The 14,624-nt window shown below is 46.2% G+C and carries 16 protein-coding genes and 1 pseudogene; 5 read left to right on the top strand and 12 right to left on the bottom strand.

Features of this window, described 5'->3' with window-relative positions:
• Positions 1 to 1,373: 1,373 nt before the first annotated feature.
• Both ACE1CD_RS16395 and ACE1CD_RS16390 read right to left on the bottom strand, forming a co-directional pair.
• Positions 1,374 to 2,216, bottom strand: a pseudogene (locus ACE1CD_RS16395) (DUF4912 domain-containing protein); the annotation flags it as partial.
• Positions 2,217 to 3,139: 923 nt separating this feature from the next.
• Positions 3,140 to 5,653 carry an IMS domain-containing protein gene (locus ACE1CD_RS16390; RefSeq protein ID WP_374825536.1) on the bottom strand — a complete coding sequence of 838 codons (2,514 nt, stop codon included), beginning with the start codon at positions 5,651 to 5,653 and terminating at the stop codon, positions 3,140 to 3,142.
• 647 nt (positions 5,654 to 6,300) lie between these two features.
• On the opposite strand from ACE1CD_RS16390, the gene pdhA reads away from it, so the two are divergent.
• Positions 6,301 to 7,335: a pyruvate dehydrogenase (acetyl-transferring) E1 component subunit alpha gene (gene pdhA, locus ACE1CD_RS16385; RefSeq protein WP_374825534.1), complete on the top strand. Its 1,035-nt coding sequence runs from the start codon at positions 6,301 to 6,303 to the stop codon at positions 7,333 to 7,335.
• Positions 7,336 to 7,915: 580 nt separating this feature from the next.
• Here pdhA and ACE1CD_RS16380 read toward each other — a convergent pair.
• Positions 7,916 to 8,251, bottom strand: coding sequence for a hypothetical protein (locus ACE1CD_RS16380; RefSeq protein ID WP_374793975.1), 336 nt, complete (start codon positions 8,249 to 8,251; stop codon positions 7,916 to 7,918).
• Positions 8,252 to 8,273: 22 nt separating this feature from the next.
• Entirely contained in the window at positions 8,274 to 8,465 is a 192-nt protein-coding gene (locus ACE1CD_RS16375; RefSeq protein WP_374825532.1) for a hypothetical protein, read from the bottom strand.
• 139 nt (positions 8,466 to 8,604) lie between these two features.
• Here ACE1CD_RS16375 and ACE1CD_RS16370 point away from each other — a divergent pair, with 139 nt between their 5' ends.
• Positions 8,605 to 8,874, top strand: a complete 270-nt coding sequence (locus ACE1CD_RS16370; RefSeq protein ID WP_374825530.1) for a type II toxin-antitoxin system Phd/YefM family antitoxin — start codon at positions 8,605 to 8,607, stop codon at positions 8,872 to 8,874.
• On the top strand, positions 8,861 to 9,139 hold the full coding sequence (locus tag ACE1CD_RS16365; protein WP_374793972.1) for a type II toxin-antitoxin system RelE/ParE family toxin: 279 nt from the start codon (positions 8,861 to 8,863) through the stop codon (positions 9,137 to 9,139). The genes ACE1CD_RS16370 and ACE1CD_RS16365 overlap by 14 nt, the downstream gene beginning before the upstream one ends.
• A gap of 17 nt (positions 9,140 to 9,156) precedes the next feature.
• Here ACE1CD_RS16365 and ACE1CD_RS16360 read toward each other — a convergent pair whose 3' ends face one another.
• On the bottom strand, positions 9,157 to 9,396 hold the full coding sequence (locus ACE1CD_RS16360; protein ID WP_374825528.1) for a type II toxin-antitoxin system HicA family toxin: 240 nt from the start codon (positions 9,394 to 9,396) through the stop codon (positions 9,157 to 9,159).
• Positions 9,396 to 9,620 (bottom strand): type II toxin-antitoxin system HicB family antitoxin, encoded by a 225-nt coding sequence (locus ACE1CD_RS16355; RefSeq protein WP_374793970.1) that lies wholly within the window; start codon positions 9,618 to 9,620, stop codon positions 9,396 to 9,398. The genes ACE1CD_RS16360 and ACE1CD_RS16355 overlap by 1 nt, the downstream gene beginning before the upstream one ends.
• A 67-nt stretch (positions 9,621 to 9,687) precedes the next feature.
• On the opposite strand from ACE1CD_RS16355, the gene ACE1CD_RS16350 reads away from it, so the two are divergent.
• The gene (locus ACE1CD_RS16350) at positions 9,688 to 9,900 is read left to right on the top strand and encodes a hypothetical protein (protein ID WP_374825526.1); all 213 of its coding nucleotides are present in this window, start codon (positions 9,688 to 9,690) and stop codon (positions 9,898 to 9,900) included.
• Here ACE1CD_RS16350 and ACE1CD_RS16345 read toward each other — a convergent pair.
• From ACE1CD_RS16345 to coaD, 6 genes are all read right to left on the bottom strand, one after another.
• Positions 9,897 to 10,106 (bottom strand): CopG family antitoxin, encoded by a 210-nt coding sequence (locus ACE1CD_RS16345; RefSeq protein WP_374825524.1) that lies wholly within the window; start codon positions 10,104 to 10,106, stop codon positions 9,897 to 9,899. The genes ACE1CD_RS16350 and ACE1CD_RS16345 overlap by 4 nt on opposite strands.
• A 48-nt stretch (positions 10,107 to 10,154) precedes the next feature.
• Positions 10,155 to 10,640, bottom strand: a complete 486-nt coding sequence (locus tag ACE1CD_RS16340; RefSeq protein WP_374825522.1) for a hypothetical protein — start codon at positions 10,638 to 10,640, stop codon at positions 10,155 to 10,157.
• Positions 10,621 to 10,806: a hypothetical protein gene (locus ACE1CD_RS16335; protein ID WP_374825587.1), complete on the bottom strand. Its 186-nt coding sequence runs from the start codon at positions 10,804 to 10,806 to the stop codon at positions 10,621 to 10,623. The genes ACE1CD_RS16340 and ACE1CD_RS16335 overlap by 20 nt, the downstream gene beginning before the upstream one ends.
• A gap of 419 nt (positions 10,807 to 11,225) precedes the next feature.
• A complete protein-coding gene (locus tag ACE1CD_RS16330) occupies positions 11,226 to 12,506 on the bottom strand; it encodes a lipid-A-disaccharide synthase-related protein (protein ID WP_374794060.1) in 1,281 nt (426 codons plus the stop codon).
• 161 nt (positions 12,507 to 12,667) lie between these two features.
• Entirely contained in the window at positions 12,668 to 13,375 is a 708-nt protein-coding gene (locus ACE1CD_RS16325; protein ID WP_374793964.1) for a DivIVA domain-containing protein, read from the bottom strand.
• A complete protein-coding gene (gene coaD, locus ACE1CD_RS16320; RefSeq protein ID WP_374793963.1) occupies positions 13,285 to 13,839 on the bottom strand; it encodes a pantetheine-phosphate adenylyltransferase in 555 nt (184 codons plus the stop codon). The genes ACE1CD_RS16325 and coaD overlap by 91 nt, the downstream gene beginning before the upstream one ends.
• Positions 13,840 to 14,309: 470 nt before the next feature.
• Here coaD and ACE1CD_RS16315 point away from each other — a divergent pair.
• Positions 14,310 to 14,624: RNA-guided endonuclease InsQ/TnpB family protein (locus tag ACE1CD_RS16315; protein ID WP_374825520.1), on the top strand; the 315-nt coding region annotated here is incomplete at its 3' end.

Raw genomic sequence — 14,624 nt, 5'->3', positions numbered from 1 at the left:
CCAGAGGGTATGACGTAAGAGCTCAGAGCGTAGGAACTCACAGCTTGTTCGTAAGAGCTCACACCGTAAGAACTGACAGCATACGAACTGACTGCCGGTACATAGGAACTAACCGCATAGGAACTCACAGCCGGAACGTAAGAGCTCAGCGCATAGGAACTCACAGCCTGTTCGTAAGAGCTCACAGCGTAAGAACTCACAGCATACGAACTCACAGCATACGAACTGACTGTCGGTACATAGGAACTCAGTGCGTAAGAACTCAGCGCCTGTTCGTATGAACTCAAACCGTAAGAACTGACAGCCGGAACGTAGGAACTCAGCGCGTAAGAACTCAGCGCCTGTTCGTATGAACTCAAACCGTAAGAACTGACAGCGTAAGAACTCACCGCCGGAACATAGGAACTGACAGCGTAAGAACTGACAGCCGGAACGTAGGAACTCAGCGCGTAAGAACTCAGCGCCTGTTCGTATGAACTCAAACCGTAAGAACTGACTGCATACGAACTTACCGCCGGAACGTAGGAACTGACAGCGTAAGAACTCAGCGCTTGTTCGTATGAACTCAAACCGTAAGAACTGACGCCGTAAGAACTCACCGCCGGAACATAGGAACTGACAGCGTAAGAACTCAGCGCTTGTTCGTATGAACTCAAACCGTAAGAACTCACCGCCGGAATGTAAGAACTGACGCCGTAAGAACTCACCGCCGGAACATAAGAACTGACAGCGTAAGAACTCAGCGCTTGTTCGTATGAACTCAAACCGTAAGAACTCACCGCCGGAACGTAGGAACTGACGCCGTAAGAACTCACCGCCGGAACATAGGAACTGACAGCGTAAGAACTCAGCGCTTGTTCGTATGAACTCAAACCGTAAGAACTCACCGCCGGAACGTAAGAACTGACAGCGTAAGAACTCAGCGCTTGTTCGTATGAACTCAAACCGTAAGAACTAACAGACGGTACATAAGAACTAACACCGTAAGAACTAACAGACGGTACATAGGAACTAACACCGTAGGAACTGATTCCCGCAACGAAAGAGCTAACCCCGTAAGAACTCAGCGCTTGTTCGTATGAACTTACACCGTAGGAACTGACGGACGGTACATAGGAACTAACACCGTAGGAACTGATTCCCGCAACGGAAGAGCTAACCCCGTAAGAACTCAGCCCCTGTCCGTATGAACTTACACCGTAGGAACTGACGGACGGTAGATAGGAACTAACACCGTAGGAACTAACGCTGTAGGAACTGATTGCTGGGGCGTAGGAACTGACGCTGTAGGAACTGATTGCTGGGGCGTAGGAACTAACGCTATAGGAACTAACTGCTGGGGCGTAGGAACTGACACTGTAGGAACTTACCCCATAGGAACTTACCCCGTATGAGCTTACTGGGGGTACGGAGCCAGGTACTTGCTGTATGGAGCCGAATACAGAACCAGCAACCGGTTGAGCTTCAGCTTCTTTAGGCAAATCAAAAATCTTTTCTTTGCTGGCAACTTCTACCATTCGCTTGCCAGGAGGAACTAGCTCCAAGAACTGCTTGCCTCGTAGGTCTTCTTCCCAAGAAACGGTAATGAATTTCTCTTCTATCCAATTGCTGGGATAGATAGGGGGCATATGTACAGCAGCCGAACGAGCCAAGAGGAGCCAGCGGCCATCAGCAGTTCGGTAGCCGATATCGACTACGTAGTCGCGATCGCTCACGGGTATGGGCAGATACCATTCCCGCGCCAACTCATCGCTGGGATATTCTTGAATGCTGTGCGGACTTTGGTAGTCCAAATTGATATCGGTGACATCGTAAAGCCGCAAGGCAATTTGCTGTCCCCCTTGGCGACGTAGTTCTTCTTTGTCTTCATTTGGAATATCCCAGTAGGCGTAAGCCCATTGCGGATCGCGAGGCATCAAAACAATGCGGCATTCTCCATAACCACCTGGGAGATCGGCTAACCCCTCATCCACAGATGACAGAGTATCAGCAAAGCTGTCTTCCTGACCGAGTTCAAATTTTGCTGCTTCCACTGCTTCTTGTGCCTCCAATGTACGAGTTTGTTCGTTGTTACCTCTAACTCTTTGCGCTTCCAAAATCGACGCTAACAGTTGCTCTTTACGCATTCTGCTGTAGCGAGAAATGCCGTATTCGCTGGCAACTTTTCGCAGTTGCCGCAAAGTCATTTCTTCTAAAGGTGGGCGTTCTTTTGCCATATGTTGTGGTCTCCAGTAGTTTGAACGACTCTAATGTGGCTCCTGACCTTTTTCACTTGTTCCCAGTCCAAACACAGCAAGCTAGGAAATCTCGATCCTCCTGGTGGTTTTTCTATCGATTTTTATCTGCGGCTATATCTGCCTTTGTTTTATTTGAAAGTTCTGCAAATACACAACTTTCAGGGAAACACTTTTTCATTCGAGACTGCCTATAAGTAACACCATTTGAGTCACAGACTCGGCATTAGCTTTGTTTTGGGATCGTGGGGGATCGCTTGGTTATGAATATGTTGCAGAAAATTTACACAGAAGGTCAAGTGGTTTCGCTAGCGATTATGAGTACTTTTACGCATTTATAGGGAACCTGGTGCAATTATGTCATGGTTTCTTGACATTAACCGGATCTGGGACTGCTAATTATGTCATGGTTTCTTGACATTTGGTTCTAAGAGCCTGGGAGAGGCAGGCGGAGGCTGGGAAGGGCTAATATAGCTAGGGCGTCGGGACTAGGGGAAGAATGGCGTCGAATCAAGGGTTTCAGGAATTAAGAATGTCCTAACACGGGCGGTTGCTATACCAAATCGGCTTCAATTACCCCCGTTATGGTTGGGGGAAAGGGAGAAAGGCGATCTGATGGAAGCCTAGAGTAGGAGTTGGAGTAACATTGAGGCCCAAAAAGGGGCAGGGCTAATTCGTTGTCGTCAAAGAAAATTGATGGGCAGGGGAGCGGGGGGGCAGGGGGGCAGGGGGGCAAGAAAGTTTGACGATTTTTCTACACCCCACCAACCTAAAATAATTTTCTTCCGCGAACATGAATTAGCCCTGCAAAAAGGGGGTAGCTAAGCCGGATTTGGTATAAAAGCGAAAGGGGAAAGAGAAAAAACCTTTTCCCTTTCCCCTTTCACCTAAATAATTCGGAAGCGTTATGGCAAGACCCGCATATCACGTATGCGCCACTGACCGTTTTGGCGTACTAACTCATAACGGACGCGCAGGTTAGAATCGTAGGATTCGCTGCGATTGAGTTTGTTACCCTGAAAGTATTGTGCTGATTCGCTCACTTGTGCTTCCACTCTGGCTTTGTTGGGATCGAGCTGACGGATGTCGATCGAATCAACATCAAGGTTGTGCTTATACTCTCGATGCCTGTTTTGTCTCCTCAGCGTTTCCCCCAAGGTTTGCGATCGAGACAAAGCTGGATTGGCTAAAATTTCCTTTAACCGATCGACTTGATGGTCTGGCCCGAAAGCTTTTGTTTTCGTCGATAACCAAGTTTCGATCGCTTGTTGGGCAACTTCTTTTGTCACAGGGCCAGGTTGGTTTAGCAAAGAAGCATCATTTGTGGGAGTAGGTGAAGGCGACGGCTCAACTTGCACCACAGGCTGCGGTGCTGGCTGTGGCTGTTGTGAGAAAATGGTGTTGCGAGCCCAAACAATGAAAAGCACAAACACTCCAAACCCCAGCACACCAGCAAGCAACCACTTTAGCGGTATCTGTTTACCAGCTGCCGACTTGCCGGCAGCTGACTGAGAACTGCTGTTTTGCCAGAAAAACAAATTCCGCAGATTTAACTTAGACCAGCGATTCCCGCGTGTAGTTCGCTTCGTTCCTGAACTTTGTCTGGGAGGATAGCCTGGACTGGCAAACTCCCTGACTCCCACCGGAGATTCGCCTGGGTCGTTTGCCGCCGACTCAGAAACAGCTTGGCGCGTCGAAGCACGACCCGGAACAGTCGTTGCTGCGTATGACTGCATCTCTGGTAAAGAAGTAGAGTTGCGTTCCGTCACTTTCGGCTCGACCCGCTCAGCTTCTGGCAAGGTTTGAACGCTGCTGGAAGTAGTATTTTGTAAAGTAGTCGGATGGGATGCTTTCAGGTTCGATCGTTCTGCAATCGGCGTAGGGCGAGGAATTCCATTCAAATTAGCTGCCGATTCTTGAACCGATTTTGATGCGATGATATCTTTAGTTCGCTGGATCTGGCTTTGTAGACCCCAGACAGTTTCGTTTTGCGATTCTATACCCCCATCTGTCGGGGTATCCTCAAAATTGGGTGAGCCAGCTGTTGATGTCGGCGACGGTCGAGAAGATCCCATCACTTCCCACTCCGTTGCATCTGTAGCGGGCAGTGCTTCCAGGCTAGTTTGCAACTGCTCGTCAGCGAAGTAATCCTTCAGGGACACCTTTTCCTTCGCCAAGTCGCGGAAATGCGGAAAAACTTCTGTTTGCAACCAGCGTTCGCTGTACAAACAAAGTCCTGGCAACAAATCCGGAGACCCTTGAGAATGTTCCCGAATGAAGGCTAACGATTCGTATTCTCCAGAAAATTCCAGGGCATGAGAAGCTTCTTGAGTTTGTCCCAGCAGTAGCGCACAAACAGCTTGTTCCAGATGCACGTCCTGGCGCTTGCCCAGACGCATCAGCATTAGCTTGGCTCGCCGGATCAGGGTTGGTTGTCGCTGCATGAACCCGCGTGCCAATAGGGCATAAACTGCCAGATAAGTAGCTACAGCGGAGGGACGACGGGCTTCTTCTTCAAACAGAGTCTGCTGCTCGGCTGAAGTAAGATAGGGACGCAGTTGCTGGATAAAGCGAAGAAAGTCATCAACGCTCAGTCCGGATCGATCGTCGCCTGTGCCATCCATGCCGCCTCTTTCTTGCAGCATTTCTCGCAATAACAGCAATCCTTGGCGTCGCGGTTGTATTTTTTCTTCCGGCAGCCCCAATAACTCTAACACTCGATAGGGCCGCAGTTTGTAGAGGTCGGCTTGGATTTCTCCCCGCACTAGCGCAAATACGCCGTGGCGCAACAGCAATTCTTGACCTTCGTTGAGAGTGTTGGCTGCATCTTCGTATCGACGTTGCTGCCATTGTTCTCGGCCCAATTCCAAACAAGCTAGGGCGAAGGTTAAGACTATATCCTGTCCGATGATTTTGGGGTCTCCAAATCGGCTTTTTTCGAGTTCGACGTAGCCATTGTTGAGATAGGAGCGGCCCAGCTTCAATACCAGTTCGTATTCTCCCAACTCTTGCAAAATGAGTAGGGCACCGATGAATTCGTCTTCTTCAATTTCAATAGTAGGAGCGGGGTAAGGGCTCCCAACCGTAGAGACAGATGAAGCCGTTAGTGGTGGCTCTGCCTGTTGTTCTAATGAAATACTTTTTACCGACGAGTCTGTGGCAGTGGCCGATGGCGGATTAAATCCGCCAGGAGTGTAGGTGTTGGCGAGGAAACTAGCATCGTAAGCCCGACGCTCTTCTGGATCGCGGAGGACGGCGTAGGCTTCGTCCAGCAGTTGTTTGCGGGCAGCGATCGCCATCTCCGAATATTCGCGTCTTGGCATTTGCTGGATGCGATCGCCATAAGCTTGCTGCAATTGTTCCGCAGAAGCCTGTATCGGCACACCCAAAATCCGGTAATAGTCCAGTGGAATACGCACGAGCCTCTAACCCTAGCGGCGAACTACTAAATTAGCTTATGTTATCGAATAGTTACAGGTTTTATCGACAAATATACCACTTGTCTTACCAACCATTTTGTAAGGCGTTACCCTCACCGGACGTACTACCACGCCCTGTTTTCCCTTGGCAAATGCGTTGGGAAATATTTTCCCGATTACCCTTTGACAAGTTTGTGCCCAACACGGTGACAGTCTGATTCAGCTTCCACAGGTTTGACTGGAAATCATCCCCCCTTAAGCGTCATCACACTTGAAAGTGCGATCCTGACAGCAGCCAGGGTTCCCAAGACCGAAAACCTATTTATTTGTAAGGATTCCGGTGGAGGTTTTCCCAAATTTGGAGAGGGAATCTTTTTTTCCCCGATTCGCGCTGCTAGTTACTCAGAAGAACTGCGACACGAATGCTGTCAGCCAGTCGGGTGGGAATTTCAACCGCTTTTATTCTAGTACAGAACTTTGGTTTGTCAGTTCTGTTTCAGTCTAGGAGTGCGACGGGGCATAATAGCCGAGCTGGTTAACTGCTTCTGGAAAGGCAATTAGCTTCCAGAATACACTTTCGATCGCGATCGACCCGGATACTGAGACAATGATAAATTTGGTTCTTGCTGCGAGGATACAACAAGTTAATGGTTATGGAACGAACTGCACCTGTTTTTGACTCTTCACAAGTACAAATAACTAAGGAAGAAGGACTGCGGCTTTACGAGGATATGGTTTTGGGGCGCTTGTTTGAGGATAAGTGCGCCGAAATGTACTATCGGGGCAAAATGTTTGGTTTTGTTCACTTGTACAACGGTCAAGAAGCTGTGTCTACTGGTGTGATCAAATCTTTACGCCAAGATCGCGATTTTGTTTCCAGCACTTATCGCGATCACGTCCACGCTTTGAGTGCTGGTGTACCTGCGCGTGAGGTGATGGCAGAATTGTTCGGTAAGGCGACTGGTTGCTCGAAAGGTCGCGGCGGTTCGATGCACATGTTCTCTGGGGAACATAATTTATTGGGCGGTTATGCTTTTGTGGCGGAAGGCATTCCTGTGGCGACTGGTGCGGCGTTTCAATCTAAGTATCGCCGAGAAATGATGGGTGATGCCAGTGCTGACCAGGTGACGGCTTGTTTTTTTGGAGATGGTGCTGCTAATAACGGTCAGTTTTTTGAGTGCTTGAATATGGCGGCTCTGTGGAAGCTGCCGATTCTCTATGTGGTGGAAAATAATAAGTGGGCGATCGGTATGGCTCACGAGCGAGCAACTTCTGTTCCGGAAATTTATACCAAAGCTGCTGCTTTCGGTATGGCGGGTGTGGAAGTTGACGGGATGGATGTGTTGGCGGTACGACAAGTTGCACAGGAAGCGATCGCTCGCGCTCGTGCTGGTGAAGGCCCAACTGTCATTGAAGCCCTTACTTATCGTTTCCGGGGTCACTCTCTGGCCGATCCTGATGAACTTCGCGCTAAGGAGGAGAAGGAATTCTGGTTTACCCGCGATCCTATTAAGAAGTTGGCGGTTTATTTGACTGAGAAAAATTTGGCTTCTGAGGATGAATTGAAGGCGATCGACAAGAAGATTCAAGCTGTAATTGATGATGCTGTGAAGTTTGCTGAAGAAAGTCCCGAACCCGATCCGAGCGAGTTATATCGTTTCATTTTTGCTGAAGATGAATAGGGATTAGTCATTGGTCACTGGTCTTTGGTTATTGGGATAAGTTCTGTTCTAATTGTGGGAGTCGCCTTTTGTAGATCGGGTATGTTGTTGCTCTTTAGCGAGTGCAACAACATACCTACATAATTGATGAATAGGTAAAAACAATCTATTTTTGCGGTAAATTGAATGAAGGTGCGGGAGGTGAAAAATTAGAAATCGAGTCAATGGCTTCGATTGTAGATATTGCGGATAAAAAGCGCGATCGCTTCTTGACTCACTTCCCTTTTTGGTGTATTATTTAAATAATCGAAATATTTCTATTTTTCACATCAACACGATAGTTCTTCCTCATAGAAATCATCATAACATAAAATTTTAACGCTGTCAAGTGGTTTAGCTTTTTTTTTGCGAATCTATAACCAACAACAGATTATGTTGCGACGTACTTGACTCGACGGGGGTTCAAACCCCCGTCTAATAACGAAAGTCGGTTTTAACCGACTGAAAACCAAGAACCAAAACAAATCCAAAACCAAATATAATGTTTTAGTTTATCGAAACCGCGAAAAATATCCCCAAAACCGATATTGACGCCAAAATCTTATATCCCCACCACATTAAACCGATTGGCGGCGATAAATTGGTGAGCTACTTCTTCTATAATATTATCTCTCCATGACCGTATCTCCGGCATTGGTAATTGACCGGATGAAGATTTCCTCGATCTGATTTTCGGCAAGGGTAACATTTTACTTCCCCAAGCGGCGGGTTTTTTGGCTTTTGGTTGGGGTTTATATCTTTGACAGAAACCACGATATTTTTTCGCACATTCGTCTAAAGATTTACCCAAAGCGAGAAAGGCGGGATGCCATTGGGTGAGTGGGGGATTCCCAAGGATCTCATTTACTATTCTGAAGCGGCGTATATATGAGCGCACATTTTCCCACTCCTACATCCTATCACCTAGAACTAAATTTGTCAAGAGTGCGATCGTATGACCGATTCCAGAGCAAAATCAAAATGCGATCGCATTCCAAATCCCAGTTCCTTTTCATGCGTGCGATCGCGCTCAATCTTTTCTTTGTATGTAGTTGCGCTTTAGCGCTAATCGATATTTCCTTTTTTGAAGCGGCGTATATATGAGCGCACATTTTTCCACTCTTACATCCTACCACCTAGAACTAAATTTGTCAAGAGTGCGATCGCATGACCGATTCCAGTTCCTTTTCATGCGTGCGATCGTACTTATAATAGACATAATGTACAAAAAAGTCAAAATTAACTGTCTCTATGCGTAATTACACTTTGACAGAAGCCCGTAACCAACACGGGAAAGTTTTTGACCAAGCTGCTGTTGAGCCAGTTTTACTCACCAAGCAATCCCGACCCAGCCATGTAATTATGTCTTTCGATACTTATAAACGCTTGATAGAAAGGCTGACAAAATTAGAAGATATGGCTTTAGGTAAAGCAGCAGAAGCGGCGCTAAGTCAGTCGCAGATGGTAGGTACAAAAACCTTTGTAGAAACACTCAATCAACTGGCTAATGGCGAAGCTTGATGGTTTACAAACAGTTCTTGATTTTCTCAAAGGTTTGCAACCGAAGATTGCCGCTCAAATTGCTAAAAAAGTGTTGGCGCTGAATGTCGATCCTTTGCCTGCTGATAGCAAAGAATTAATTGGTTATCCTGGTTATTATCGGGTAGATAGTGGCGAATATCGGATCGTTTATCGATTTAATGCCGATGAAGACTTGGTAGAGATAATTTTGGTTGGCAAGCGCAATGATGATGAAGTGTATAAAAAACTGGATCGTCTTTTCTGAGGCAGCTAGACCACATTTTAACTTTGCTCATACGCCGTTAAAAATTCCTCTCGTGAGATACCTGATTGGGTACAAATAGATCTAAGTGTTGAGCCTTTAATTTGTGAATGATTCGGCATAGTTAATGGGGTGCTAGTTCCATCAGGATTTTGTCGCACCATCACAATATGTTCTCGTTCTCGAAGAATCACAAAGCCAAGTAATTCCAATGTCCGAATAACTTTAGCTTTGGGAACATCTACGGGAAATTTATCCATTAGATAGCTACCTCTGTTTCTGCAACAAAAGCTTCGATGACCGGAGATTCTTCAGAGAGAATTGAATTGCCAAAAGCCTCGATATGACAGCGGATAGCAGATTTAACATCAGCTAAAGCTTCTTCGTAGGTGTCCCCTTGTCCAACTACAACACCTTTGATGCCAAGGGGATAGGCGATGTAGCCATCCTCATGTTTTTCGACAATTATTTTGATTTGTTTCATCACTAGCACTCCAAATCCAAAACAGCCTCAATTAAAATAATGATATTTTTACTTTTTAGGGTTGACTGTGAGCCAAAAAATTATCACTTTTAGCCTGGATACCGAGAAAAGAAAGGCACTTGATGAGATTTGCATCAGTGTGCGATCGCGTTGGCGTAGCCTGTGCGTAGCGCGTATCGCTCTGACCTACTCAACAAAGCGATCGACTCTTACCGGTCTACTCAAATTTCCCTCCTTACCCAGTTTAGCATTGGATCGCCTATATTTTCCTTTAGGCTAATTGACAGATAATTTACGCCCAGAAGTGACACAATCTTGCAAATAAAGATTAATTAGCTCCTGGTAAGATATTCCTTGTTCTTGAGCCATCATTTCAAAATATTCTATCACATCAATCCCCAGAGAAATCGTGACTTGTTTTTTCAACTGTTTTGCAAAAGGATTAGGTCTTCTCTTCATTTTTGAAAGATTGTATTCTGATTCCATTGGTTTATCTCCTATATTCTTCACACTCACCATAGCGATCGCCTAACTTCAAATGTTCCGAAAATTGCCTGATTCTTCTAGATACCCAACTATTTGGGCAGAGTTGGTGCGATCGCTAAAATTTACCTCTTCTATTTCTCGTTGTAAATTAATAGCGTTGCTTTCATTTTTACTTACAAAAATCGTTACTATGCTAACTTTTTCCAGGGATTTTTCCTTAGTTGTATCGGTAATTAAATGTTCTATAAACGGCTTTTGAGTAGGCAATGAAGCTGTCATACTTTGAATTTTTATCAACTTTTGATGATTGTTTGAATCTGTCATAATAAACTTAGAAGATGTTTCCGGTACTTTGACGATCGCTACCTGGGGATACTGATGCTGTAGCCACTCAATAACTGCTGCATTTAATGCCGCATTTTCTTCGTATGTTTTATCTGCGTAAGCATAGAAAGCATCGTCGTCATCTCGATGAGCAAGCACATAAGCACGCAATTCTTTTTTGGACATGGATTTAAAATTCGGTTTCGTCATTTTTCACAAACTCCCCATTACGGTCAATTACTACTTCGATTTCTTCACCAGCTAAAATAAATACATTACCCGTGCGTTCGTCGAGGCGTACTAGAAAAATAGGTAGATACATCCTTGTTATATCGCAACAAACAAGGAAAGATTTTAAGGTCTGTGCTGCTGTCAGAATAATCGATACCTCTTCACACCCTTCATTCTATAGTTTACACTGGAGTTGCTTCGCTCAGATTGCTATGGCAAATTACTAGAGATTGACGAATAAACATCACCAAAAATTCTTGTGGGGTAGGCATCCTGCCCTTTGAGATTCTTTTGGCGGAGATGTCTAATATAATCGCAATACAGATGCACCTATGGGAAGATTTTTGCTTTCCTATTCCTGTATCTGTGTCTATTTCTGGAATCTCATCTGAAATATTAAAAAATATTTAATCTTTAATGAAGGGGAGGGTTTTTGATGATTTTTTTGGCTGTTTGTGATATTATTGTTTTATAATGGGAATATATTAATATTTTTTATTTTGGAAAATATTCCCATTATAAAGAAGTATACACCAAAATTATAGCGGACGCAAGAGCCTAGCCCTAAGCGAGCAATTTTTCCATCAGACAATCGGCGATGCGCTGGGCGGCTCCAGGCTTACCCATACGAAGGGGTCCGTTTTCTGCAATCATTTGTAAGCGATCGGGATCGCGCAGCAATAACTGTATCGTTTTGGCTACTTCGGGAGGCTGTTCCAGCAAAATTAAAGATGGCCCCAAAAGCCTAGTTTGCGCTTCTGCGAAGGCGGGCGTAAATTGTGGGCCTTTGCCTGGGATAGAGATCGCCGGTTTACCCAAACCCACAAATTGTTCTGTAGCGGTTCCTGCCATCGCGATCGCAAAATCTCCTTGTTGCAAGCAATCAGCAAAAGCTCGTTGGGTGAGAATGAGAGTGCATTTGCACTGGGTAAACACCGATGCTGTAGGGTCAGAAATCGGCAACGAAGATTCGCTTTCTTGGGGAGATTGCCAACGCCAGCCTTGAGCTTCCAAAGTTTCGCGCAAAGAATCTAAACTGAGTGTCGGTGAGATCGCGGCCAGAAACAGCACACCTTTACGAGCGAAAGCATCCATCACCCCAGCGACAGCTTGTAAAATTTGTTGCCAATTGGCGTAAGCTTCCGGCGGTCTAGAACCTGGGAGAAGAGTAATGACGAGCGATCGTTCCTGTTCCTGTTTCTCCGCATCTCCAGCATAAAAAGCCGCCTTTGCAGTCTCAGATTCCAGGTCATCCATCATCGGATTCCCCATATCGAAAGCTGGGATTGACCATTTCAGCAGCGTTTCTGTCGTCAGCTTATCCCGTGGAAACACAGCCTTACAACGCTTCCGGCTCATCAGCCATCTTTCCCAAGGCAGATATACAGATCCCGACCACCCTTCCCAGCGCTGCATACGGGATTTTCTTACCAGCGGGCCCGTTTCATCCCGCAGATAATATTCTGACTTAGCAGTACCGACGAAAGCATAGGGAGATCCGCTCAACCAGGCAAACAATAAAGGGACAATATCTCCGACCGCCAAGACAGATCCTCCCTGTTGTTTCCAAGCCTGCACAGCCCTAAACTGCCACCAGAGCAGTTGGAACAAGCCACTACGGATATCTCGCCAGAAATGACCGCCATCCATATATATAAAGCCACCGGAGGGCATTTTCCGGGTTGGAGCGATGATGGGAATTCCCAGAGCGGTGTAGGCTTGGCCCTCGCCAACTATGGGTAAGGCTGCTAATTTGGGGGCGTTGGGATGCTGCTGTAGTCTCTGCAATATGCGGACAGCGATCGCATCCTCGCCGTGACCGTTGCTCAAACAAAGTAACTTCATCAAGGGAAGGGGCTAGGGGCTAGGGGCTAGGGCAGGGGGGCAGGGGGGCAGGGGAGCAGGGGGGCAGGGAGAAATTGTGACTTTTGACTTTTGACTTTTGACTTTTGACTTTTGACTTTTGACTTTTGACTTTTGACTTTTGACTTTTGACTTTTGACTTTTTACTTCTTAGGTGGTAATTGGGAAGATTGGCGAGGAAATGGGGGAATGGGAGACGTTTTTTGTGTCGGCGAGGGAGATTCCCCAGGTTGCAGTTGCTGGCGTCCGTTGCGTACCACACGCAGCATTTCATTCAAATGCTGCTCGATGTTGGTGAGCATCTTTTCGGCGTAATCATCAGCGCCGTTTTGGATAGCATTGGCTTCTGCGATCGCTTTAGCGCGGAGTTCCTCCAGTTCCTGCTGAGCTTCTCGGTGCATCCGCTCGATTTCAGCCAGAGTTTGTTCTTGTGCAGCCTCGCACTCCTGCTGAACCATTTGCCAAAGTTGTTGCGCCTCCTGTTTTGCCTGCCGGACAATGCCCGTTTCATCCAAAATCTGGGCAGCGCGTTGCTCGGCGGCCTCAATCATTTTATGGGCGTACTGTTCCGCTTGCAGAAGCAACTCTTCCTTCTCGCGGATAATTGCTTCTGCTTCTTCAAAAGCATTAGGCAAATTCAATCTGATCAGATCCAATTGCTCCAGTAACTGTTCTTCATCGATTACGGTGCGACGAGTTAGCGGGATGCGCGGACTATCGAGAATCATTTCCTCTAGGCGGTTGAGTTCTCGCTGAATATCTACGCCTGTTTCTCCACGCTGGGACAGTTCATCTTGGGTTCTGGGTTCGTCGCTGTCGGGGCTGATTCGGGGTAAGTCTTGGCGTAACATTTTTTGTAAATATCTAAAGCAACGTGCTTGGGGACAAGATGATCGACAGAGCCGCCAAATCTTGCTATCTCTTTTACCACGCTACTACTTAAGAAACCATATTCAGTAGAGGTAGCCAGAAAAACTGTCTCAATTCGATCTAAGAGGGTCTTATTAGTATGCGCCATCTGCAACTCTTTTTCAAAGTCAGAAAGCACCCGCAGACCCCGGATGATGACAGTGGCTTGCCGCATTTGGGCATAGTTTACGGTCAGGCCGTCAAAGCTGTCTACCTCCACATTGGGTAGGTGTTGCGTGGATAAGCGAATCTGTTCCAGCCGCTCTTGCACAGTAAACATGGGCATTTTATTGGGATTGCGTAGCACTGCCACGACCACTCGATCGAATAGCCTAGACCCTCGCTGTATGACATCGAGGTGTCCGAGAGTAATGGGATCGAAGCTGCCGGGATAGATTGCAATCACAAATAAAAGGTTTTAAGGTCACTGACGCGATTATAAGTGTAGTCTAGACAAATTGCAGCAGCCGATGGTAACCGAATATCAACGATCGACCTCATCAGGCTACTGGGAAATTTTGTGATTGCGATCGCATCTGAGTTAAGTTGGCAGTACCAAGTCCTTATCTACCACCACTTCCGGAAATTTATATACCATCGACCCTGTTCCGGAAGAGGCGGTAGGGGAGAACCACCTCGCAATATTGTCCAGGTAATCCGGTCTACTATTCCGTTATCTTTTAACAAAATCGGCTTATATCCCCACCTATACGAATGTTAGGTGGGGATATAAGCCGGACGACGGCGAAAGCATCTCCGACCAAAATCAACCATTAGGTTGATGGGGGAGTGGGGTGCTTGAGGAATGGTCAACTTCTTGACAAATTACTGCAAATAAAATATATTAGTAACAGGTCGATATTTGGAGAAGTTGAGATGAGAAGACAAGCTGTAAAAGTCAGACTGTACCCTAGCGATGAGCAAGTGCAAATACTTGCTCAGCATTTTGGCTGTGTCAGATGGTGGTGGAATTATGGGTTGAACAAATGTATTGAAACCTATAAGGAAACTGGAAAAGGCTTGTCTCAATCAGGACTCAACTCTTTATTACCATCGCTCAAAAAAAATAAAGAAACTGAATGGCTAAGTGAATGCTACTCACAGGTTTTGCAGTCTGTAAGTCTCAACCTAAGTCGTGCGTATCAAAACTATTTTGATGGTCGAGCAAAATACCCAAAGTTCAAATCAAAA

The organism is Aerosakkonema sp. BLCC-F183, assembly GCF_041929145.1.
Lineage (GTDB): Bacteria > Cyanobacteriota > Cyanobacteriia > Cyanobacteriales > Aerosakkonemataceae > Aerosakkonema.
The sequence above is the reverse complement of the archived record's forward strand: the minus strand, read 5'-3'. Positions and strand labels throughout refer to the sequence as shown.

Bases quoted from the DNA above. Each gene is read 5' to 3' on its own strand.
- ACE1CD_RS16325 (WP_374793964.1), bottom strand. From the start codon at position 13,375: ATGTTACGCCAAGACTTACCCCGAATCAGCCCCGACAGCGACGAACCC.
- ACE1CD_RS16340 (WP_374825522.1), bottom strand. From the start codon at position 10,640: ATGACGAAACCGAATTTTAAATCCATGTCCAAAAAAGAATTGCGTGCT.
- pdhA (WP_374825534.1), top strand. From the start codon at position 6,301: ATGGTTATGGAACGAACTGCACCTGTTTTTGACTCTTCACAAGTACAA.
- ACE1CD_RS16365 (WP_374793972.1), top strand. From the start codon at position 8,861: ATGGCGAAGCTTGATGGTTTACAAACAGTTCTTGATTTTCTCAAAGGT.
- ACE1CD_RS16330 (WP_374794060.1), bottom strand. From the start codon at position 12,506: ATGAAGTTACTTTGTTTGAGCAACGGTCACGGCGAGGATGCGATCGCT.
- ACE1CD_RS16345 (WP_374825524.1), bottom strand. From the start codon at position 10,106: ATGGAATCAGAATACAATCTTTCAAAAATGAAGAGAAGACCTAATCCT.
- ACE1CD_RS16360 (WP_374825528.1), bottom strand. From the start codon at position 9,396: ATGGATAAATTTCCCGTAGATGTTCCCAAAGCTAAAGTTATTCGGACA.
- ACE1CD_RS16375 (WP_374825532.1), bottom strand. From the start codon at position 8,465: ATGTGCGCTCATATATACGCCGCTTCAAAAAAGGAAATATCGATTAGC.
- ACE1CD_RS16370 (WP_374825530.1), top strand. From the start codon at position 8,605: ATGCGTAATTACACTTTGACAGAAGCCCGTAACCAACACGGGAAAGTT.
- ACE1CD_RS16355 (WP_374793970.1), bottom strand. From the start codon at position 9,620: ATGAAACAAATCAAAATAATTGTCGAAAAACATGAGGATGGCTACATC.